This window comes from Rossellomorea sp. QJM3NY_18, from assembly GCF_056173145.1.
Genome location: NZ_CM149659.1, coordinates 2,294,754 through 2,314,778 on the forward strand (window position 1 = coordinate 2,294,754; position 20,025 = coordinate 2,314,778).

25 protein-coding genes and 1 other RNA gene are annotated in these 20,025 nt (G+C 41.4%); 6 read left to right on the top strand and 20 right to left on the bottom strand.

The genetic code is table 11. The annotated features are described in order from the left end of the window. The first annotated feature begins 31 nt into the window (after nt 1-31). A complete protein-coding gene (locus AC0VXY_RS11735; protein ID WP_435990572.1) occupies nt 32-328 on the top strand; it encodes a DUF948 domain-containing protein in 297 nt (98 codons plus the stop codon). A 139-nt stretch (nt 329-467) separates the two neighbouring features. Further along, nucleotides 468-1,118, top strand: coding sequence for an MtnX-like HAD-IB family phosphatase (locus tag AC0VXY_RS11740; RefSeq protein WP_435990571.1), 651 nt, complete (start codon nt 468-470; stop codon nt 1,116-1,118). Nucleotides 1,119-1,369: 251 nt separating this feature from the next. Here AC0VXY_RS11740 and ssrS read toward each other — a convergent pair. Beyond that, nucleotides 1,370-1,558, bottom strand: a non-coding RNA gene (gene ssrS / locus AC0VXY_RS11745) — 6S RNA. A 103-nt stretch (nt 1,559-1,661) separates the two neighbouring features. Further along, nucleotides 1,662-2,099 (bottom strand): peptidylprolyl isomerase, encoded by a 438-nt coding sequence (locus AC0VXY_RS11750; RefSeq protein ID WP_435990570.1) that lies wholly within the window; start codon nt 2,097-2,099, stop codon nt 1,662-1,664. A 189-nt stretch (nt 2,100-2,288) separates the two neighbouring features. Here AC0VXY_RS11750 and AC0VXY_RS11755 point away from each other — a divergent pair, with 189 nt between their 5' ends. Continuing rightward, nucleotides 2,289-2,585 (top strand): phage holin family protein, encoded by a 297-nt coding sequence (locus AC0VXY_RS11755; protein ID WP_475525350.1) that lies wholly within the window; start codon nt 2,289-2,291, stop codon nt 2,583-2,585. A gap of 46 nt (nt 2,586-2,631) precedes the next feature. Here the strand turns inward: AC0VXY_RS11755 and AC0VXY_RS11760 are convergent, their stop codons facing one another. Then, nucleotides 2,632-3,153 carry a type 1 glutamine amidotransferase domain-containing protein gene (locus AC0VXY_RS11760; protein WP_435990568.1) on the bottom strand — a complete coding sequence of 174 codons (522 nt, stop codon included), beginning with the start codon at nt 3,151-3,153 and terminating at the stop codon, nt 2,632-2,634. Nucleotides 3,154-3,496: 343 nt separating this feature from the next. Then, entirely contained in the window at nt 3,497-4,378 is an 882-nt protein-coding gene (locus tag AC0VXY_RS11765; RefSeq protein WP_475525351.1) for an NAD(P)-dependent oxidoreductase, read from the bottom strand. A gap of 169 nt (nt 4,379-4,547) precedes the next feature. On the opposite strand from AC0VXY_RS11765, the gene AC0VXY_RS11770 reads away from it, so the two are divergent. Then, nucleotides 4,548-4,808 carry a hypothetical protein gene (locus AC0VXY_RS11770; RefSeq protein WP_430339481.1) on the top strand — a complete coding sequence of 87 codons (261 nt, stop codon included), beginning with the start codon at nt 4,548-4,550 and terminating at the stop codon, nt 4,806-4,808. A gap of 44 nt (nt 4,809-4,852) precedes the next feature. Here the strand turns inward: AC0VXY_RS11770 and AC0VXY_RS11775 are convergent, their stop codons facing one another. From AC0VXY_RS11775 to AC0VXY_RS11795, 5 genes are all read right to left on the bottom strand, one after another. After that, nucleotides 4,853-5,209, bottom strand: a complete 357-nt coding sequence (locus tag AC0VXY_RS11775) for a YidH family protein (protein ID WP_435990566.1) — start codon at nt 5,207-5,209, stop codon at nt 4,853-4,855. A gap of 88 nt (nt 5,210-5,297) precedes the next feature. Further along, entirely contained in the window at nt 5,298-6,425 is a 1,128-nt protein-coding gene (locus AC0VXY_RS11780; protein WP_475525352.1) for an MBL fold metallo-hydrolase, read from the bottom strand. A 126-nt stretch (nt 6,426-6,551) separates the two neighbouring features. Next, nucleotides 6,552-6,848: a rhodanese-like domain-containing protein gene (locus AC0VXY_RS11785; RefSeq protein WP_435990564.1), complete on the bottom strand. Its 297-nt coding sequence runs from the start codon at nt 6,846-6,848 to the stop codon at nt 6,552-6,554. Nucleotides 6,849-6,885: 37 nt separating this feature from the next. Further along, on the bottom strand, nt 6,886-7,227 hold the full coding sequence (locus AC0VXY_RS11790; protein ID WP_475525353.1) for a rhodanese-like domain-containing protein: 342 nt from the start codon (nt 7,225-7,227) through the stop codon (nt 6,886-6,888). A 186-nt stretch (nt 7,228-7,413) separates the two neighbouring features. Further along, nucleotides 7,414-7,668 carry a hypothetical protein gene (locus tag AC0VXY_RS11795; RefSeq protein ID WP_475525354.1) on the bottom strand — a complete coding sequence of 85 codons (255 nt, stop codon included), beginning with the start codon at nt 7,666-7,668 and terminating at the stop codon, nt 7,414-7,416. A gap of 352 nt (nt 7,669-8,020) precedes the next feature. On the opposite strand from AC0VXY_RS11795, the gene AC0VXY_RS11800 reads away from it, so the two are divergent. Continuing rightward, a complete protein-coding gene (locus AC0VXY_RS11800; RefSeq protein ID WP_475527860.1) occupies nt 8,021-8,701 on the top strand; it encodes a response regulator transcription factor in 681 nt (226 codons plus the stop codon). Further along, on the top strand, nt 8,698-10,101 hold the full coding sequence (locus tag AC0VXY_RS11805; RefSeq protein ID WP_475525355.1) for a sensor histidine kinase: 1,404 nt from the start codon (nt 8,698-8,700) through the stop codon (nt 10,099-10,101). Before AC0VXY_RS11800 ends, AC0VXY_RS11805 begins: the two co-directional genes overlap by 4 nt. A 37-nt stretch (nt 10,102-10,138) precedes the next feature. On the opposite strand, the gene AC0VXY_RS11810 is transcribed toward AC0VXY_RS11805, so the two are convergent. The 11 genes from AC0VXY_RS11810 to AC0VXY_RS11860 all read right to left on the bottom strand — a co-directional run bounded on the left by AC0VXY_RS11810 (nt 10,139) and on the right by AC0VXY_RS11860 (nt 19,942). Further along, nucleotides 10,139-11,059, bottom strand: a complete 921-nt coding sequence (locus tag AC0VXY_RS11810) for a DUF1002 domain-containing protein (RefSeq protein ID WP_475525356.1) — start codon at nt 11,057-11,059, stop codon at nt 10,139-10,141. 240 nt (nt 11,060-11,299) lie between these two features. Then, nucleotides 11,300-12,076: a sulfite exporter TauE/SafE family protein gene (locus AC0VXY_RS11815; RefSeq protein WP_435990558.1), complete on the bottom strand. Its 777-nt coding sequence runs from the start codon at nt 12,074-12,076 to the stop codon at nt 11,300-11,302. Between the two features lie 78 nt (nt 12,077-12,154). After that, nucleotides 12,155-13,282 (bottom strand): MBL fold metallo-hydrolase, encoded by a 1,128-nt coding sequence (locus AC0VXY_RS11820; RefSeq protein ID WP_475525357.1) that lies wholly within the window; start codon nt 13,280-13,282, stop codon nt 12,155-12,157. Between the two features lie 23 nt (nt 13,283-13,305). Beyond that, nucleotides 13,306-13,878 (bottom strand): sulfurtransferase TusA family protein, encoded by a 573-nt coding sequence (locus AC0VXY_RS11825; protein WP_435990556.1) that lies wholly within the window; start codon nt 13,876-13,878, stop codon nt 13,306-13,308. A gap of 48 nt (nt 13,879-13,926) precedes the next feature. Next, complete coding sequence (locus tag AC0VXY_RS11830; RefSeq protein ID WP_034759048.1) at nt 13,927-14,406, bottom strand: DsrE/DsrF/DrsH-like family protein; 480 nt, start codon at nt 14,404-14,406, stop codon at nt 13,927-13,929. Nucleotides 14,407-14,456: 50 nt separating this feature from the next. Continuing rightward, complete coding sequence (locus AC0VXY_RS11835; protein ID WP_435990555.1) at nt 14,457-14,684, bottom strand: sulfurtransferase TusA family protein; 228 nt, start codon at nt 14,682-14,684, stop codon at nt 14,457-14,459. 74 nt (nt 14,685-14,758) lie between these two features. Continuing rightward, nucleotides 14,759-15,019: a metal-sensitive transcriptional regulator gene (locus tag AC0VXY_RS11840; protein WP_475525358.1), complete on the bottom strand. Its 261-nt coding sequence runs from the start codon at nt 15,017-15,019 to the stop codon at nt 14,759-14,761. Nucleotides 15,020-15,514: 495 nt separating this feature from the next. Further along, nucleotides 15,515-16,765 (bottom strand): M24 family metallopeptidase, encoded by a 1,251-nt coding sequence (locus AC0VXY_RS11845; protein ID WP_475525359.1) that lies wholly within the window; start codon nt 16,763-16,765, stop codon nt 15,515-15,517. 131 nt (nt 16,766-16,896) lie between these two features. After that, nucleotides 16,897-17,895: an ArsA family ATPase gene (locus tag AC0VXY_RS11850; RefSeq protein WP_475525360.1), complete on the bottom strand. Its 999-nt coding sequence runs from the start codon at nt 17,893-17,895 to the stop codon at nt 16,897-16,899. Next, entirely contained in the window at nt 17,876-18,133 is a 258-nt protein-coding gene (locus AC0VXY_RS11855) for a cory-CC-star protein (protein ID WP_435994497.1), read from the bottom strand. The genes AC0VXY_RS11850 and AC0VXY_RS11855 overlap by 20 nt, the downstream gene beginning before the upstream one ends. 69 nt (nt 18,134-18,202) lie before the next feature. Further along, nucleotides 18,203-19,942 (bottom strand): carbon starvation CstA family protein, encoded by a 1,740-nt coding sequence (locus tag AC0VXY_RS11860; RefSeq protein WP_475525361.1) that lies wholly within the window; start codon nt 19,940-19,942, stop codon nt 18,203-18,205. Between the last annotated feature and the right edge of the window lie 83 nt (nt 19,943-20,025).

Consider the following 20,025-nt stretch of genomic DNA (forward strand, 5'->3'; position numbering starts at 1 on the left):
TAAAAACAGAGTAAAACGAGGTGAAATCAATATGTGGATCGTATATGCAAGCATTGCCTTATTTGTCATTGCCCTGATTATGCTTGGGGTAGCATTGATGAGGACCGTCAAGACCACACGTCCCATTGTGAATGAAATGAATCAAACGGTAGCCAATATTCAATCGAGGATGGACAAAATCACTTCAGAGACAACTCAGCTTCAGGAAACCCAGGGAGAGATCCAAAGTGATATCGAATATAAAAAGTCCACTTTTACAGGCACCATTCAAGAGGTAAAACGTACGCCTGAAATATTAAAAGAATTTGTAAAAAGTATGAAAAAGTAGTGTCCTGTCACCTTGCTTGATGCAGGGTGATTTTTAATCTTTGATTTTAGTTTACATAATTTTATTATGATAAATCTTATTCCTTTTTTCCCCTTCTTATTCATGATACAATCTACTACATTAGTTAGGAGGAAAAGCTGTGAAAAAATGGGCATTTGTTTCAGACTTTGATGGGACCATTTCTAAAAAGGATTTTTACCATCTCGTCATGGAGAAATATTTTCATGAAGGAGCTGCATTATTTACCAAATGGAAGGCAGGCGAAATGAAGGACATCGATTTTTTGACTACCGTCTTTTCATCGATTCATCAGGACGAGACTCAAATCATAGAGGATATCCATTCATTGGAAATCGATGAACACGTCACTGCCTTCATCCGGAAAGTCCAGGCTCAAGGGGGAGATTTCTATATCCTCAGTGCGGGGACGGATTATTATATCGACCATATCCTTCAAAAACACGGTATCACCGATGTGAAAGTATTCTCAAATGAAGGCTATTATCAGGAAAAGAATGTACATATGAATATCGACCCTGCTCATCCCCATTACTCAGAGCGTTATGGGATTGACAAATCCAAAGTGATTGCTGAGCTGAAAGAAGAGTATGATACGATTTACTTCGCTGGTGATAGCGAGCCGGACAGCCACCCTGCTGACGTGGCGGATGTCACCTTTGCCATGGAGGCATTACAGGGTATCCTTGAGGAACGCTGCACCCCATTTATTAAAGTAAATGACTTTCATGACATAGACCGTTATTTAACAGATGCAGGTGTATTAAAGTAAACCACTTTGCACATTCATTTCATGCATGATACACTTAATTTGCCTCTCCCGAACATTCGCTTGTTGCGGGACACTTAACCATGTACGGACGGGAGGGGCCTCGATAGATTAATACAGGGACTGAATTCATATTTTTGGATTCAGTCTTTTTTGGTTTGAGCTTCTTAAAATGGTAAAACCGGCACTTAATGAAGTAGTCTTAAAAATAAAAAAGTCAGCCCCCGATTGGGAACTGACTTGAGATACTAATGTTATGAGCCACAGTTGCCGTAATTTGATATAAGAAAGTTTTAAACCACCACTCCTCAAAGTGGGTGTTTGCAGAAGGTTTCCTGTCGTCCTCAAATCGTGGAGGCTTGACATTCCAACTTCGATATAAAACTCCCTATTACAGTTTAAAGGTTAAAACTTCGTTATGATTACGTACAACGCAGCCTGTATTAGTATGATACAACATCAATTAAATTAATTCAACTGTTGTTTTTCTTCAAGGTGAGATGATTAATTCAAAAAGATGCGAACGAACGAAGGTCCGTCCCTCAATTAAGCATCAAATACTTCGACTTTCTCCATTACGTCGCCGTTTTTCATTGATTTGGCGATGTCGATCCCTGAAGTTACTTTACCGAATACAGTATGAACGCCGTTTAGGTGAGGCTGTGGCGCATGTACGATGAAGAATTGGCTGCCTCCTGTATCTTTACCCGCATGGGCCATAGATAATGAACCTTCTTCATGCTTATGTGGATTTCCTTCTGTTTCACATTTGATTGTGTAACCAGGGCCACCCATCCCGTTACCGTTAGGGCATCCACCTTGGCTTACAAAACCAGGGATGACACGGTGAAAGCTTAAACCGTTGTAAAAACCTTCGTTTGCTAATTTTTCAAAGTTTGCCACTGTTCCAGGTGCTTCAGTTGGAAATAAATCAAATTCAATTTTTTCACCTGTCTGAAATTGTATGTATCCTTTTTTTGCCATATTTAACAGCTCCTTTATTATTATAGGTCAATCAATATAATATCATTGAACATTTCCCGTGTCACTTTAAAGGTTAGCCTGCACCCTATCGTTTTTATTTTACCGTACAGCCAAACTGGTTGTCATTAAGCTCCCGGGGGTGTGAATAAGCTATATATAAGTCATTTATCATTATAGGGAGTGGACCATATGATTGAAAACTTATTAAGCGGCATTTCCATTGATCCTCAAGTCACCGTGCTCGTTCCCGTGTTATGGGTGCTCGGGTATACTCTAAAGAGGACCCCCCATATCCCGGACTGGCTCATCATCTGGATACTTTTATTGGTTGGTGTCGGGGCGAGCGGATGGACGCTCGGGTTTGACTTTAACGGGATCGCAAACGGATTTATCGCAACGGGGGCTGCCATCACCACTCATCAATCTGTGAAACAGACCTTTTTCGAAAGGGTGAATGATCGAAATAAGAGAGACAAGAAGATATAAAGAAAAAACGGACTGGTCCTCAGGTAACGGGCCAGTCCGTTTTTCATCATTTAGCCAGCACGTCAATGAATTCTCTCATATAATCAGGCAGATCAGGTGGTCTTCGGCTGGAAACGATATGTCCGTCTGTCACCACCGGCTCATTTATCCAAATAGCCCCTGCATTTTCCATGTCGTCCTTTATTCCGGGTGTGCTTGTGACTTTTACCCCCTGAAGGATCTTGGCTGAAATCAACACCCACCCGGCATGGCAGATTTGGCCTATCGGTTTCTTACGTTCGTCCATGGATTTCACCATGGCAATGACCTCTTCATACCGACGAAGTTTATCGGGGGACCAGCCTCCCGGAACAAGAATGGCATCATAGTCTTCGGGGTTTATGTCTTTAAATGCGTATTCAGAAACAATCGGCACTCCATATTTCCCGATGTACTCCTCATTGGCCTTTTCACCGACAATGTGGACCGTCGCCCCCTCTTCCCGCAAACGCAGTACCGGATACCACAGCTCCAAGTCTTCGAAGTCGGCACTGACCAATTGAATGATTTTTTTTCCTACTAACTTCAATAGAATCCCTCCTTATATAAGTACAGGATTATTGTCTAAGGAATCAGAACATATTGCAACCGATAACCTTAATTGTATGGACTATATTTCTTTATCGCTTTAATGATTGTTTTCGTTTGGACATATGAGACAAAAAAGGCAACCACGGTCATCATGGTACCCATTGTATATATCAACCTGGAAAATTGCCTGATTGAATTTTTTTTCAAGAGATTCACCATTCTTTCGAATTTTTAACATTCCCCCTTTATCCTTCCCCTGTTTCAAGAGAATTATGTGAGAATTGGGAACCAGAACTTCACGCTCTTATTAAAAAACTCCCATTCAAAGGGAGTCTTAGATGTTAATCTTCCAATAATTTAATCAATGCTTGAGTGCCACTGTTTTCTTCGCCTTCTGCTGCGAGCTGCTCGTATAATGACAGGGCCAGTTCCAGACCGGGTGTCCGGAGTTCCATCTCTTTAGCAGAATGCAGGGCAATCTTAAGGTCCTTGATAAAATGTTTAACGTAGAATCCTGGAGCATAATCTTGCTCGATCATGCGTGGAACCAGGTTACTGAGGGACCAGCTGCCCGCTGCCCCTGATGTAATGCTTTTCAGTACATTTTCTGGATTCAAACCGGATTTCTTCGCGTAAAGTAATGCTTCACTAACCCCCATCATGTTCGAAGCAATGGTGATTTGGTTACACATCTTTGTATGCTGACCCGCTCCTGGTTTTCCTTGATAGACTACATTCGATCCCAGGAGTTCTAAAAGTGGTTTTGCCAGATTGAACGTATTTTCTTCTCCTCCGACCATAATCGAAAGCCTGGCCTCTTTAGCTCCGATATCCCCTCCCGAAACGGGAGCATCCAATGTCGAAATCCCTTTCTCCTTACCCGATTTAAAGATTGCATCTGCCAGATCCGGAGAAGAAGTGGTCATATCAATGGCAATCGAACCCCGTTTTAAATAGGGAAGTATGCCGTTCTCCCCAAGATATATTTCTTCAACATCTGAAGGGTACCCTACGATAGAGATAACGAGATCTGAAGCTTCAGCAAGCTCCTTTGGTGTGTCAGCCCATTTCGCGCCACGATCTATGAGATCCGAGGCTTTATGTTTCGTACGGTTATAGACAACCAGTGGAAAACCTGCCTCCAGAATATGACCAGCCATACTTTTCCCCATTACTCCTGTTCCAATAAATCCGATGACGGTCTCTTTCGTCAATCTTTTCATTCCATCCACCCTCTCTTTGTCTACCATCCATGTTTATTTTCATCCATATTGAGAGGATTGTCCACTCCTTCATTATTTTGGCATCCCTCATCCATGTTTAAATTCATGTGCGTCGGGAATACAAAGAACATATTAAATAAACGAATCACTTGAATGGAGGAGAATGATTATGAAAGTAAATAAAACATTACTTGTTGGTGCAACTGTGACGGCTGGTTCACTTGGATGGATGCTATCATCGAAAGAAAAACGTAATCAGCTGCACAACGTGAAAGAAGGATTGGTTACGAAGTTTAAAAAGAGAAGAAAAGAAGATCTACCCGTTGAAAAAGGCGGAAACCCGGATCCTTCAAATATAGAAGACAACTCCATGGTAAGTGAAGGAGCCATGACATCCGTTCAATACTATAATGAACAAAAACAAGATTAAAAAAGCTGAACGCAGGGATTTAATCCTTTTGCGTTCAGCTTTTTTTAATTTAATGAAAAGAAGTAAACAGTCACAAGTAAAAGAACGATGGTAGCCACTACTGTCATCATTTTGATGAAGACATCTGCAGACACGAATGTTTGTGTATTGATATGTCTTCTTGTTCTGTAATAATTTATGGTAGAACCAATGATGATGGCAAACCCGATGAAAATCGAAACTACACTTATTCCGGCGGCAATCCGGTCTTGAACAGGGTTCCCCTGAAGGGAATTGAAATGTAAACTTGTCGTTAAAAAACCAATTCCGATTATGGCAATGGCTGTACGGATCCAAGCCAGGAACGTCCGTTCATTGGCCAGGTGCTGCTGTATATACTTTGATTCATTTATTTCATTCACGATGTTCACGTCCTCAATTCTACCATTGCAGGCAAACATCCCATTAATCTGGGATGTTGCCTTTTTTACTTACTACGTATGAATCTCATCAGCGCACGGCACATCTATTTGGGCCTGTTTCCATTTCACGCTTTTCATCTTCATCAGGATTGATTTTACCCATATTCGTTTCACGGATTTTTTCATAGCTGTTTGGTTGTGGAGGGAGATTTTCTGTTACTGTTTTTCTGAACTCCTCTTCATCCTCAATGTTCAAACCATGATTCTCTTCATACAAGTCACTCAGACGGTGTGAGATTGACCCGTCATCATTCATTTCATCTATCGTCATATAGTGAGCTGGCAAGACAATTAAGTCATCGTTAAGGTTTTTATACCTTGAATACAATGTTTCCCGTAAGTCCCCTACCCAGTCCTCTGCTTTACCGGCTAAATCAGGTCTCCCAATGGAATCAATAAATAGGATGTCCCCAGTGAGTAAGTAATGCCGGTCGACAATAAAAGAGGTACTTCCGATCGTATGACCTGGTGAGTAGACTGCTTCGATCACTGTATCCCCCACCTTGATGCCTGTTTCATCCTTGACTTCTTCATAGGTGTACTGGACTTCTCCGGCATCTTTCGGTGGCAAATAATATGGTGCTTCAAATTCGTTACTTAAGGAACGTCCACCGGAAATGTGATCTGCATGGAGATGAGTATCCAGTACTGCTTTTACTGTTAAATTGTGATTTTGAATGAACTTCTTATAAGGCTCTATCAGGCGACTGGAATCAATGAACGCAACCTCGCCTTTGGATACAATCGCATAAGATAAGCATCCTTTCCCTATCCGTATGAATTGATAAAGGACACCCCCAGCCACATCACCGATTTTAACAGGCTCAAGGTATTCGCTCCATGCCTGCATACCGCCTTCAACAGAATAGATATTATTCATTCCTGCACCAGTAAGCATCTCAGCAGTTTTAGTCGAAGAATTCCCTTTTGCGCAAATGACATAAATGGATTCATTGTCTGGTAAAATGGATTGAACCGATTCTAGATTATCCTTCAACTCTGAAAAGGGTTTATTGATGATCGTAACGTTTTTCCCTTCCACTTTCCAATCGTCAAATGCGTCTTTGGGACGAACATCCAGAATGAACATTCTGTCTCCATTCATGATTTTTTGGGTAAGATCCCCTGCTGTCAAATTTTTCACTGAAGTTGTCATACCATATTTCCTCCCTTATATTTATTATTTTCTCTTCGTATTTACATTATCCTAAAATCCAACCTTTAAACCTGTAGGGGTATTCAATTTCGAGAAAATCGTAATATAAGGAATCGAGAAAGAGGCTTACTCAACTTTACCTTCCCAGGCAAGCATGCCGCCTTCCATGTTGGTGACCTCATAGCCATGATAAGCAAGAAACTTCACGGCACGGCTGCTTCTGCCTCCTGATTGACAGACTATGATGTAATCTTTTTTCTTATCCAATTCATTCATACGAAATTCCAGCAGTCCTAAAGGAATATTGGTACTCGTAGGGATTTTCCCATTCATCACTTCAGCCGGCTCACGTACATCGATGATATTAACGTGTTCCCCAGCCGATAATCTCCGGTTTACTTCATTGCTCAGGATCGTTTTCATATAAAATTCCTCACTTTCATAAATGGTTTTCATCAAACTAACGGGACCAGGAATTCATTCCCCCCTTAACGTTCGTTACAGAGGTGAATCCTTTCTTTTTAAGAATTTTGCAGGCATTTGCACTTCTCATACCACTTTGACAAATGACAATGATTTCTTTGTCTTTGTTTAGAGTGTCAGCAGTTTGATGTAACGATTGTAACGGCATATTTTTAAATTGTTTAATATGACCGTGATTGAATTCCCCTGGCGAACGGACATCAATGAATTGCCTCTTCTTATCTCCTAAAGTCGTTTTCAATTCACTTGCAGACATTTGCTTGATATTTTTACCTGGTTTCTTGGTCAATACATACACATAAATAAGTATAACTAACATGATTAATCCGAAAAATCCCAACATAAGCACCTCATTTCTTGATAAGATTGTCCAATTACTTTCTATGTCTATGTTATACCCCTATAGGTATATTGTCAAGAAAGATATCACATGTTATTTTACGTTATAAACTTGAAACGACAACATTAAAAAACCGGCTCAATAAGATGAGTCGGTTTGATCACTTTACAAATAATAATAGTAGCGTTTATGTGGACCTTTAAACGGGGTGTTCACGAGCTGACCCCCGAGAAAGCCTAAGCCCAGTCCAATCAATCCTGCTCCGATGGGGTTTATACCATACCCATAACCACCTGCCGGACCATAGGCGCCAGGACCAAAGCCTGCCTGCGGGTATCCTGGTGGCGGATAGCCCTGTGGACCGTAAACTTGCGGTGTGGCATAAGGTCCTTGAATATAGGGTGTGTTTTGAGCTCCCACAGGACCATATCCCTGTGCTCCATTAAGATAATCCCCTCCGTTCCCAAGGTTAGGGAAAGAGCCTGAATTAAAAAAGGGTATTAAATTCTTTCTGTATATGGTACTCCTCTCATACATGTTCGTCACTCCTCTTTATTAGCCTATTATGAAAAGGAAAAAGGGGAAGGGCAAATGTCCCTGTTTTCGTAAAAGTATAGGACAAAGCGGCAAAAGTTCAACCTCTCTGTTTTCCATGTTAAAATGATGGAAGACATACAAATCGAAAAAACCTAAAATCTCACAAATAATTCACTATTTTTATCTATAATGAAATTTGATGCAATTTCTACGTCTAAGGCAGGGTGTGAAGATGATGAAAAAATGGAATGTACTGATAGTAGATGATGAACCGGAAATGAGACAGCTGATCACATTGTATTTAAACAAGGAGAATTATTTCTGTATAGAAGCCGAAAACGGTTTGGCTGCTCTTGATCAATTGAATAAAACACATGTCGATCTGATGATCGTGGATATTATGATGCCGTTCATGGATGGTTTCCGATTACTTGAAGAAGTAAGGGAGAACAGTCAAATCCCCTTCATTTTCCTATCTGCCAAGGGGGATGACCTGGACAAGGTAAAGGGTCTTAAACTTGGTAGCGATGATTATATGGTTAAACCCTTCAACGCTGATGAACTTGTGGCACGCATTGAAACCATTCTAAGAAGATCATATGGCGTACAGACACGTTCCATGGTCGAAAGGTTTGGGCCTGTTTCATTTAATTTAGCATCAAGGACCGTGTCCGTCGGTGATCTTTCTCCCCGTTTGACTTTAAAGGAATATGAACTTTTCTTATTTCTCGCACGCAATCAGGGACGAGTGTATAAAAGGGATCAACTTCTGGATCAAGTATGGGGAAGAGACTACGAAGGAAGTGATCGAACGGTTGATACCCATATAAAAACATTACGGCTGAAATTAAAAAATTACGGGCAGTTGATCGAGACGGTATGGGGACTTGGTTATAAATATGAGGGATTTCTTTGAAAAACATAAACCTTACCCTCAATAAAAAAGTTTCAATCCTATTGTTAAGCAGCTTATTTTTAACGATTGTCTTTTCATTTCTTTTCATTCACTATCTCTACAAAGACCTCTATATTGGGACCGTGAAGGATTCACTCCTTTATCAGGGGCAGAGGACCGCAGCCCACTACCATTATGGGGATGTCAGCGGGAATATAAAGGACAAGATCCTCTGGTATAACGTCATCTCTCCCTATGAAGTATCGGTTGTGGAAAATCTTGATGAATTAGATAAGAGCTTCCCGTTTCTAATTGATCAAAAGCCCCTCATCAACCCAACAGACATAAAAGAATTGGCGAGCGGCAATCATGTCATGAAAGAAGGATATGTCGACGAGTTCAATCGAAAAGTGATAGGAGCCGTCTTTCCACTTATGAATGAAGATAAATTAATGGGATATTTGTTCATTTATATCCCTCTTGCTGAAATGACAGAAGTCTTCAGCAAAGGCATCCCCATCTTAATAATGGCAGGAGTCATGTTTTATTTCGTGCTATTTTTGATCATTCAGTCTTCACTGGACTCCTTGTTCAAACCTGTAAGGGAAATGCAAAGGTTCTCTAATCAAGTGGCAAACGGAAATTTCAAGGAGCGTCTGGAGGTCACCACGAAAGATGAAATGGCTGAACTCGCCCTGACTTTCAACAGCATGGTTGACTCTTTACAGCACCAGGAGGATCGAAAAAGGCAATTCCTTTCGAATGTCGCCCATGAACTAAGGACTCCCCTCACGTACATTGGGGGGTATGCAAAAGCTTTGACCGACCGGGTTCAAACCAACCAGGAGGAAATAGAAAAAAGCTTACACCTAATTCAAAAAGAGTCGGTGCGGATGCAGAAATTAATTACGGAACTTCTTGAATTGAATAAATTGGAAGATGCTGCATTTTCATTGGATATTGAACCGATGGTGCTTTCCCAATTCATCATGGACTCTTTAACACTGATCCGTCCGCAAGCAGAGTTGAAGCATATAGATGTTAATCATTCTTTAAATGAGGAATCCATCATAAACGGAGATCCGAACCGGGTGATGCAGGTATTTTACAATATTTTAGACAATGCCCTGAAATATTCACCGGAAAGAACCTCTATCTCCATCCACTCCTATGAGAAAGATGGTAAGGCCGTTGTGAAGATTAAGGATCATGGGATTGGAATTCCCGGAGACTCACTATCACAAATAGGTGAACGATTCTACAGATCTGATCTGTCAAGGACAAGGAACACAGGAGGATACGGACTTGGTTTATCCATCGCCAAGGAAATCATGCACAAGCATAAAGGTTCCTTCTCCATTGAAAGTGAAGAAGGCAATGGAACGACGGTATATCTAACGTTTCCTTTGCTGGAATTATAAAAGACTGAGTCATCCGACTCAGTCTTTTATCTTCGTATTATCCAAATAAATTTTTGATTGATTTAAAGAAATCCTTGATAGCTTCCAGTAACCCGGTAAAGAAATCTGACACTTTCTGTCCGAAACCTTCATCGTTCACAATATCCTTAATAGTCGTTTGGATATCCTTCGTTAAGTCATCCAGCTGCTGTTGAACATTATCAAAGTTTATATCAAGGGATCTCATTTTTTCAAATAGATCAATCAACAACTGACGATCCTCCGGACTTAATTCAATGTTCAATGATTGGAGCTTGTCTTCGACGATCTTCTCGACTTCCTCTTTCGTCGCAGGATCTTGTTCGGCAATTTCCTTCTTGATCTCGGTTAACAGTTTACTGACTTCTTCCTTATCAATTCCTGACTCTTTCGCCAGTTCGGTGGCAACGGATAATTCTTCATTGGCCACTTCCATACGAACCGTATCAAGCTTCTCTCCACTCACGTCATATGCTTTATAAATACCTACTAAAGCAGAATGACCGCTCACCTTAACCGGGGAGGCAACATCCACTACTGCATTTTCGACTCCCGCTGTTAGAAGTGCATTGGAATACATGGAATTCGTAACCTCGGTAATATTCTCCGGTGTCACAACATTCACCTTCAATCCTTCACCCTTTTCCTTACGGGTGATCATGGCTGAAGAGAACATGCGTGCGTTCCTGTTTTCTCCGTCAATATATTTCACTAGGTCTTCACCCGTGGCCGTAAACTCCTCCACTTCAGTTCCCTCATCCATACCCAATTGTTTTTGAACCTCTTTTTTTTGCTGGCTGGAGAGTGTTTCTCCATATACAACGATGGGCAGTCCGAATTTTTCATTAATGCTTGCTTTATCATTATCTGCGGCCGATGCCGGTTGAAGTCCGCTAACCATTAATGAACATAGTAAGATGATTCCTATAAGCTTTTTCATGTGTATTCTCCCTTATTTTCATGATGGATAAATCTTAACACATCCATTTATATATTGTACTGGTCCCCATGGATATGTTCATCCATCTAGAGTCTTATTTCTATCTATTCATTAGACGAAAGAGACCTTAGAAAGTTACAAGGCCTACTTGATAAACTACCACAAAAAAATGCTTAGCTCTATGTACCACAATCCTTCTTAATGGGAGAAGGGTCATGATTCATAGTGCTAAGCAGCTTATTATAAGATATCAATCCATATTTTAATCGCTGTTCCCAGAATTAATATCGCTAAAATCATTTGAAGAATCTTGGTATTCATTTTCTTTCCTGCCATCGCTCCGAGTGGAGAGGCAATCAGACTTGCTACTACCATGATCAAGGCTGGCAGGTAATCCACTTGCCCGGTCGTGATTTTTCCAACAGTCGAGCCGATGGAAGAAATCAACGTAATGGCAAGAGAGGAAGCAATCGTCATTCTGGTCGGTATTTTCAGCACGACAAGCATGATCGGAACTAATAGAAAGGCACCTGCTGCACCAACAATACCTGCACCTACACCCACGATGAGGGCAAGTATGGCAGCGAGCCATTTATTAAAAGATACATCTTCCAGCTTCACATCATCTATCCCTTTTTTAGGAATGAACATCATGATGGCTGCAATGAGAGCAAGAATACCATACACTATGTTGATTCCCGCTTCACTCATGAATTTCGAGCCATATCCACCAATGAAACTACCAATTAAGATGCTTACACCCATATAGGTAATGAGTGATTTATTCAGGTAGCCCCCTTTCCGGTAGGCCCATACTCCGCCAAGCGTTGCAAAGAACACTTGAACAGCACTGATGCCCGAAACCTCATGAGCGGAAAATGTAGCTACTCCCAACAAAGGCGGTATATATAAGAGCATTGGATATTTAATGATACTTCCTCCGATTCCAACCATTCCTGAAATATAAGAACCGACAAAGCCAATCAGAAAAATCGTTATGATAAATGCTAAGTCCATTGCGAGCCCTCCTCTTCTAGTAAAATGGGAACCGCCAATGCAAGTTCCCATTGAAATGATTTATATAATTACCGTATATTATCGAACAGCACAGCGATTTGGTCCGATTTCCATCTCACGCTGCTTTTCTTCATCTGGCGTCACTTTTCCCATATTGGTTTCACGTATTTCCTGATAAGCATTCGGTTGTGGAGGCAGATTTTCAGAAACAAGACTTCTGAATTCATCTTCGCTCTCAATGTTCAGTCCATGATTCTTGGCATATAATGTGCCAAGTTTCTCACCTACAGAACCGTCTTCATTTAATTCATCAATAATCATAAAGTGAGCGGGTAAAACGGTCAGATCCATGGAAAGATCTTTGTAGCGTTTGTACAGACTCTCTCTCAAGTCCCCTACCCAATCTTCTGCTTTTCCGGCAAGATCAGGGCGTCCGATACTATCAATAAATAAAATGTCACCTGATAATAGATATTTCTCATCAATTACGAATGATGTAGAACCGATTGTATGCCCTGGTGAGTATAAAGCATTGATATCGATGGTTGTGTTCCCAACCTGGACTTTATTTCCATCTTCCAGTGCCGCATATTCAAATGTAACCTCTTCAGCATCTTTAGATGGTAACCAATACGTTGCTCCCGTTCTTTCTGCAATGGTCCGGCCACCTGAAATATGATCCGCATGTAAGTGAGTATCGAATACATTGGTGACCTTTACATTCTTTTTTTCAGCGAAGTCGATGAACACATCGGCCATACGGGTGGCGTCCACGATCGCGGCTTCACCATTTGATACGACCATATAGGACAGACAGCCTTTACCCAGACGCACAAATTGATAAAGCTCTCCACCATTCGATAAGTCCCCTACCTTAACCGGCTCTATATGTTCACTCCAAGCCTTCATACCACCCTCCAGATAAGAAACGTCCTTCCCCTCATCTGAAAGCATTTCTGCAACCATGATGGAAGAGCCTTCTTTAGCACAGACGACAAGAATATCTTTATCTTCAGGTAGCTTATCCAAGATTTCTTCCACCCCGTCTAAAAGGTCGAAATAAGGAATATTCAAGTAATCGACGTTTTCACCTTCGATTTTCCAATCTTCAAATGCATCCACATTACGAACGTCTAAGATGAATAATTCTTCCTTTTTCATTACTTTTTGTGCTACTTCTTTTGAATTCATTGGTTTCACCGCCATTATTTATCCCTCCTGAAAATGATTTATTTAATATCCGACTCTGAGTCTCCAGACCAATCGCTCATACCTGGAACCACATTGATTACATTCGTAAACCCTTTTTCATTTAATAATTGAGCCGCCATGTCACTTCTGTTTCCTGTACGGCATACAACATAAACTTCTTTGTCTTTATTCAATTCATTCATACGGGTTTCAAGTTCCCCAAGAGGAATCGAAACAGCACCCGGAATATGATTGAAGGCATATTCCGCTTTTTCACGGACATCCAGAACGATCACATTTTCATCGCTTAATTTGCCTGCTAATGTGGTGTTGTCGATAACAGCCTCATGTTTACGCTCAACTGTCTCTTCACCACTTGATTTTCGGACGAAATGCTTAAGGACGTCCCCTTCTTCGATGGTGCCTAGATAATCATGTCCAGAACTCTTTGCCCATGCTTGAAGATCTGCCTTGGATCCCTTGTCTGTCGCTTGAATTTCAATCACCTGCCCTGCTTCCAGACCATTCATTGCTTTCTTTGTTTTTACGATTGGCATAGGACAAGCAAGTCCCTTTGCATCTAATACGAAGTTTGATTCAATACTGTTCATATAAAAACCTCCAATTACCTCATAGGGTATATTTATTTTCAAAAAAATTTAGATGAATAGATTTACATTTCCATTCTCGGCATCTGCTAAATAAGCTGCTACTCCAGCGTATTCGATTTCTTCTAATAATTCATCTTTGTGTAACCCCAACAGATCCATGGTCATGGTACACGCAACCAATTTGATTTCCTGCTCTCTAGCCATGTCGATTAAATCAGGCAGCGGCATGGCATTATGCTTTTTCATGACACCTTTGATCATTTTTGGACCCATGCCCATAAAGTTCATGTTTGATAACCCCATTTTATCAGCTCCACGAGGCATCATTTTCCCAAACATTTTTTCCATGAACCCTTTTTTAACGGGTACCATTTCTTCTTTTCTCAAAGCATTCAATCCCCAAAACGTATGGAAGATCGTTACTTCATGATCATATGCAGCAGCACCGTTGGCAATGATATAGGCTGCCATCGCTTTATCGTAATCTCCGCTAAATAGAATGATATTGGTTGTTTTTCTCTCTGACATTGTGTTCCCTCCTATTTATTACAAGGGGAATATTTCCCCTTTAAAAAAATTTAGCCTTTTTTTATCCAAAATGTAAATACATCATTTTCTTCTTTCGAATCGAGTAATTCATGTCCTGTCGATTTAGCCCATGCTGTAAGGTCACTTTTTGCACCTTTATCCGTTGTTTGAACCTCCAGGATTTGACCGGATTCAATTTCTTTAATAGCCTTTCGGGTTTTCACGATTGGCATTGGACAAGCAAGTCCCTTTGCATCTAATACTTTATCTGCGTTCATGTGTGTTTCCTCCTTTTGTTCTAATACCCATATGGGTATATTATATGATATAAAAAAAGATGTCAACCTTTTAGTTATCGACTTTTCACTAATAAATTCACTGCCTCTTTCACAAGTTCTTCTGTACTTTCTCCTGTTTCATGTGAGTCCCTGACGCACTCAACAAGATTCATACTAACAATTAAACCTACGGATCGATCAAGAGCTGTTTTAGCTGCGGAAAGCTGCGTGATGACGTCTTTACAATCTTCCCCTTGCTCCATCATTCTTACAACCCCCCGGAGCTGCCCTTCCACACGTTTTATTCGATTCTTAATTTGTGCGTTGTATTCCATCAAGACACCTCCTGTTGGCTTGTTGTTTTCTTGCTACATCCACTATAATATACCCTACTAGGTATTAAGTCAAGAGGTGAATCACATTTTTTTAAAAGCTTTTTTCGTAAAGAATGTTGTATTCTAACATAAGAACTACTGAGGCTCTGTCTATGAGTGTATGGATAGATGGTGAGGGGAACAGCTTCGCTTTCCGGCGGACGAACGGCCAAGCCTCCTCGCATTCGCTGCGGGGTCTTGGCTCGTCCGTTTTCCCGAGGGAGTCTGCGCCGTTCCCCTCCCCATCTAAATGAGATAGCGTGACAGAGCTTACCAGTAAAAAACGAATGAGACAGCATTTTTCTATTCAAGCGGAAATCAACCACTACTCGCTACCTTACTAACAACAAAGTTTACGAAAAGAGCCTTTTATTATAATCATTATTAGGCAGGGGCATATAAGACTGATCATAATCATTGCGTGTAATCAGTCTTATATCCAGTAAGGGAAAATGATTAGATCAGATAATACGCGATTTGCCTTTTTGCCATATACTCCAGTCGATGCTGGATGAAAGCAACCGGCTCCTCCAGATATATGGGGATGACTTGATTCCACTCAGGAATATATTGTTGTATGTTAAATTCCAGTGCATAACATGTATTGGCTGTGAGGGGCAGATCGCCTTTGATGGGGATATCATTTTGTTGATCGTATAGGCCGATTAAGGCACCGGCCTCATGACAATGATTCCCTAATGGATGAGAATACAGCATCGCCTCGATTTCTTCCTCTCTTGCCTTTTTCATCGCTCTGTGAAACACTTCATTCCCGGTTCTTCCGACTTTCATTTCCCCGGTTATGATATCCTCGAACCTTAAAGCGGTTTGTAATGCAGATTGAAGTCCCTCAGGAGCTTCCTCCTCACCTGGATGAAGGACATATGCAAGCTGCTGGGTATCCGTTGCGAGGCCCAGATATCGAATACCAAAATCCAAATGCACGATATCTCCAAAACGAATAATCTCTCCCTCTAATCGATCCATCACAGAACCCTTTCTTTGCAAATCCACCGTAGGATAAAAGGAGGTTTCCATACCTGCGTCCAACACCCGTTGGCGTATCCAGTCAACAACATCTTCTGTAGTGGTGATTCCAGGATGAATCACTCTCCGGGATAACGCTTCTTCCGCAATCATCCTGCCAAGCTCGGCTATCGCAGGGTATGCCACTAATTCCTTGGTGGTTCTAATCGATAGCCAATCCACAATGACATGTTGAGCAGATACAAATTTATGAGAGTGCTCGTCTAACAGCATGCTTAGCTGCTGATAACAGGAATGACTCAAACCATCCGCTGCGGCAAATGTCGAAGAATAATTCAGTGCAATCGTATCAGGATTGTGCTCATCCACAAGACGTTTAAGGCATTCCCATTGATCACACTCTTCCGGATTCCATGCTCTTTCATAAAACGGCTCAAAATTCGGATTGGGATGCAAAACCCATTTTTTCAGATGCTCCTGATCCAAATAAAATACAAGGATGGTCAATCTTCTCGAACCGTCAACTGATGTTGGGTAAAGGCTCTTCAGGACAGGATCTTCATTATATTCCCTCCCTGCTGTGATCCACATGTCTACCTTGTGTTTTTTCATTAAAGCAGGTAACAGGGTATTAAGGCGATGAAACAGCCAGCGGTTTTGGGTTTCTTCCCTCTTTTTTAAGGGGAGAATGGCTGATAGATATTTATTCTCACTTTCCATTTGAACGACTCCCTTGCTTTATTGATATTTACACTTTCGACAAAATTATCTATTTCCCCTTCCCAACGCAAAAATGACCATTGAAGAACTTCCCCAATGGTCACTTTCACTAATTATGTATACCTCCCGAATTAGTAGATTCCCTCTTCTTTGTAAATGGCTTTCTGAAGATGGGATGCAAATCCTTCCAGATGAGAAAGGGTGCAGATATCTTCTTCTAATAGAGGAACTTCATATAACGATTGTTCGGTGAATCTTTCTTGCATCATACGCAAGTATACTTTTTCTTGTTCCCTTCTTTTCTCCAAAAACTCCCCATCCGCCTGATTCGGCAGGATTTTATTCACAACCAGCCCTCCAACATTCAGTGAATGCGAAGACATCAATTCAATCGCTTTCTCCGTTTCGAGAATCGGTAGTCTTTCGGGGATCAGTACGAAAATAAAACCTGTCATTTGCTGATTAAGCAGTATATCTCTGACTTTTGAAAACTTTTCACGGCGTTGTTGAAGGACATCGAATATGGGATCCTCAACAGGTTCACCATCATTCAAAAGCTGGGAATAATTCTTATTTGTTTTCTTCCTTCTCTCAAGCATTCCATCCATCCAAACTCCCATTAATTCCGGAAGAGACAATAGTCGAATTGTGTGTCCTGTTGGAGCTGTGTCAAAAATGATTTTGTCATATCCATTTCCTTCTTCCAGGATGATCGAAACGATCCGGTCAAACAAGGCAGCCTCTTCCGCCCCTGGTGCTGAAGCAGCCATATCGATTTGCCGATGGACTTCACTCACCATATTGGATTTTACCATCCCTTTGAGATTCCCTTTCACTCCATTGATGTATTGACGTGTTTCTGCTTCTGGATCAATTTCGATCCCCCATAGATGTTTCGTTAGCGGGGTTGGATGCCCACTTATTTCCTGATGGAATATATCTCCAAGATTATGAGCCGGATCTGTTGAGACAATCAGCGTCTTCTTACTCATTTTTGCAAACATGACGGCCAGTGCAGATGCCGTAGTCGATTTTCCAACTCCTCCTTTCCCCCCCACAAAGATAATAGACTGATTCAGTAAATCATCCATGAATTCACTACCTTTCTCTTTAACAACATCTGATTCCATCTAGTGGCGAGTGTTCCATCCCCATTCTTAAGTGCCAATCATGAAATTTTTCTATCATATATGGATAGAGTTCCAACGTGTAATAAAATACAGGGTTAGGTATTCCAAGCATATCCGAATAGAGCAGCAATAAGAATAAATCCTCTTCGTCCCTCAACTCCCTGGCTATTTCTGTTTTATGAGGAAGACGGATCATATCATCATATAATTTCATTGCCCTTTTGAATTTTTCCACCATGGTTGTATCCAAGTGATCACTCCTTCCTACTAAAAAGGGGACCCGATGTGAGTCCCCCTACTTTTATACTTACACCGAAAATTGAGAAGGGTCATCACCTTTTTTAGACAGGGAAGAAGCTGCTGTGATGAGAATCCACAGGGTAAAGATCAAGATGATGCTTCCAAAAATGAAAAGAAGCATATTCCCTTCCGAATCCCCGGCTCCTGACCATTCAAAGACAACCTGATTGATCATTGCCCAAAGTGTCATAAACATGAGAAACAGCATCGGGATCAATGTAGCCAGGTAATTTCTCCCTTGTCGCTTGAGCCATATGGTAATCAGGAGTAGACTGATCCCAGCAAGCAACTGATTCGATGTACCAAACAAAGGCCAAAGGAGATATCCACCTGATCCGAATCCTTTAGGGCCCTGAGGCAATAGTGTCAAAGCCGCACTTGATACCACTGCAATCGTAGTCGCAACATGTGCGTTTGTTAATGAAAGTACTTTATACTCTTCTCCCAATTCAGAAATGATATATCTCATTAGACGAACAGATGAATCCAGGGTTGTGGCCGCGAAGCTTACAATGATGACGGAAACGATCGTTGCAGCAATATCCGCCGGAATACCTACTCCTGTGGCAAGTTGTCCAGCCCCTTGAATGAACACGCCCAATCCTGCTCCGCTGGCTGCTGCAAATCCACTGTAGGTCGCTTGGAATTCTTCCACGTTAGGGAAAAATGTAATACAGGCAATGATGGCAATAAGGGCAAGTGCCCCCTCCCCTACCGCTCCTAAATAACCGACGAAGCGGGCATCTGTTTCCTTGTTCAATTGCTTTGAAGAGGTCCCTGATGACACCAGGCCGTGGAAACCTGAAATGGCGCCGCACGCAATTGTAATAAATAATAATGGAAACCATGATACATCTGCAGATCCATTTGTCATCGGTGCAGTGATCTCTGGATTAGTGAACAGTAGGCCGAGATACAGCAATCCTAGACCCACGATCAGCTGATGTGAATTGATATAATCTCGAGGCTGTAATAGTTTCCATACGGGAAGAATGGAAGCTATGTACACATAAATCATCAGAATAACGATCCACACAAGGAAAGCCATGCTCGTGGAACTTAAACCAAATAATGAAGTTGCTTCCTGTCCACCGAAATATCGGACCAGATCAATTTGCAGAAAGTCTACCCGGCTTGCGATGACCGCTGATGCGTACATGACACCGAGAGCCACGATGGAAGGTAATAACATGCTCCCGTTACGTTTGTAGACGGAATATCCGATCCACACAGCCAACGGAATTTGAATGAATACAGATAATACACTTGCTGGGAACGTAATGAATAAATTCGCAATGACCCAGGCAAATACCGCATTGACCATTAATACAAGAATTAAAATAATGAATAAAAAAAGTACCTTAGCCCTCTTTCCTATCAACTTATTGGCTAATGAGCCAACAGACTGTCCTTTATTTCGAACTGACAGCACAAGGGTCCCGAAATCATGGACTCCCGCTGCAAACACAGTACCGAAAATAACCCATAGAAAAGCTGGAAGCCATCCCCAATACACAGCTATAGCCGGCCCTACGATAGGAGCGGCACCTGCAACGGATGTGAAATGATGACCCCAAAGGACAAATTTATTCGTGGGTACGAAGTCGACTCCGTCTTTATACTGGTGAGAGGGTGTCACATAATTCGGATCGAGCCTGTACACTCTTTCCGCAATAAGTGTTGAATAATATTTATACCCTACTAGAAACACGATACCCCCTATGACCGCTAACCATATTCCTCCCATCAAATTCCTCCCTTATCAATGATTTTTACATACATTAAATTTCTGAATTTTTTGAATGTATGCGCTTCCTACATTTTAACTTG

Coding starts and splice junctions, on each gene's coding strand:
- AC0VXY_RS11735 (WP_435990572.1), top strand. CDS start 32: ATGTGGATCGTATATGCAAGCATTGCCTTATTTGTCATTGCCCTGATT.
- AC0VXY_RS11750 (WP_435990570.1), bottom strand. CDS start 2,099: ATGGCAAAAAAAGGATACATACAATTTCAGACAGGTGAAAAAATTGAA.
- AC0VXY_RS11755 (WP_475525350.1), top strand. CDS start 2,289: ATGATTGAAAACTTATTAAGCGGCATTTCCATTGATCCTCAAGTCACC.
- AC0VXY_RS11765 (WP_475525351.1), bottom strand. CDS start 4,378: ATGAAAAGATTGACGAAAGAGACCGTCATCGGATTTATTGGAACAGGA.
- AC0VXY_RS11770 (WP_430339481.1), top strand. CDS start 4,548: ATGAAAGTAAATAAAACATTACTTGTTGGTGCAACTGTGACGGCTGGT.
- AC0VXY_RS11780 (WP_475525352.1), bottom strand. CDS start 6,425: ATGACAACTTCAGTGAAAAATTTGACAGCAGGGGATCTTACCCAAAAA.
- AC0VXY_RS11785 (WP_435990564.1), bottom strand. CDS start 6,848: ATGAAAACGATCCTGAGCAATGAAGTAAACCGGAGATTATCGGCTGGG.
- AC0VXY_RS11790 (WP_475525353.1), bottom strand. CDS start 7,227: ATGTTAGTTATACTTATTTATGTGTATGTATTGACCAAGAAACCAGGT.
- AC0VXY_RS11800 (WP_475527860.1), top strand. CDS start 8,021: ATGAAAAAATGGAATGTACTGATAGTAGATGATGAACCGGAAATGAGA.
- AC0VXY_RS11810 (WP_475525356.1), bottom strand. CDS start 11,059: ATGAAAAAGCTTATAGGAATCATCTTACTATGTTCATTAATGGTTAGC.
- AC0VXY_RS11815 (WP_435990558.1), bottom strand. CDS start 12,076: ATGGACTTAGCATTTATCATAACGATTTTTCTGATTGGCTTTGTCGGT.
- AC0VXY_RS11820 (WP_475525357.1), bottom strand. CDS start 13,282: ATGGCGGTGAAACCAATGAATTCAAAAGAAGTAGCACAAAAAGTAATG.
- AC0VXY_RS11825 (WP_435990556.1), bottom strand. CDS start 13,878: ATGAACAGTATTGAATCAAACTTCGTATTAGATGCAAAGGGACTTGCT.
- AC0VXY_RS11830 (WP_034759048.1), bottom strand. CDS start 14,406: ATGTCAGAGAGAAAAACAACCAATATCATTCTATTTAGCGGAGATTAC.
- AC0VXY_RS11835 (WP_435990555.1), bottom strand. CDS start 14,684: ATGAACGCAGATAAAGTATTAGATGCAAAGGGACTTGCTTGTCCAATG.
- AC0VXY_RS11840 (WP_475525358.1), bottom strand. CDS start 15,019: ATGGAATACAACGCACAAATTAAGAATCGAATAAAACGTGTGGAAGGG.
- AC0VXY_RS11845 (WP_475525359.1), bottom strand. CDS start 16,765: ATGGAAAGTGAGAATAAATATCTATCAGCCATTCTCCCCTTAAAAAAG.
- AC0VXY_RS11850 (WP_475525360.1), bottom strand. CDS start 17,895: ATGGAATCAGATGTTGTTAAAGAGAAAGGTAGTGAATTCATGGATGAT.
- AC0VXY_RS11855 (WP_435994497.1), bottom strand. CDS start 18,133: ATGGTGGAAAAATTCAAAAGGGCAATGAAATTATATGATGATATGATC.
- AC0VXY_RS11860 (WP_475525361.1), bottom strand. CDS start 19,942: ATGGGAGGAATATGGTTAGCGGTCATAGGGGGTATCGTGTTTCTAGTA.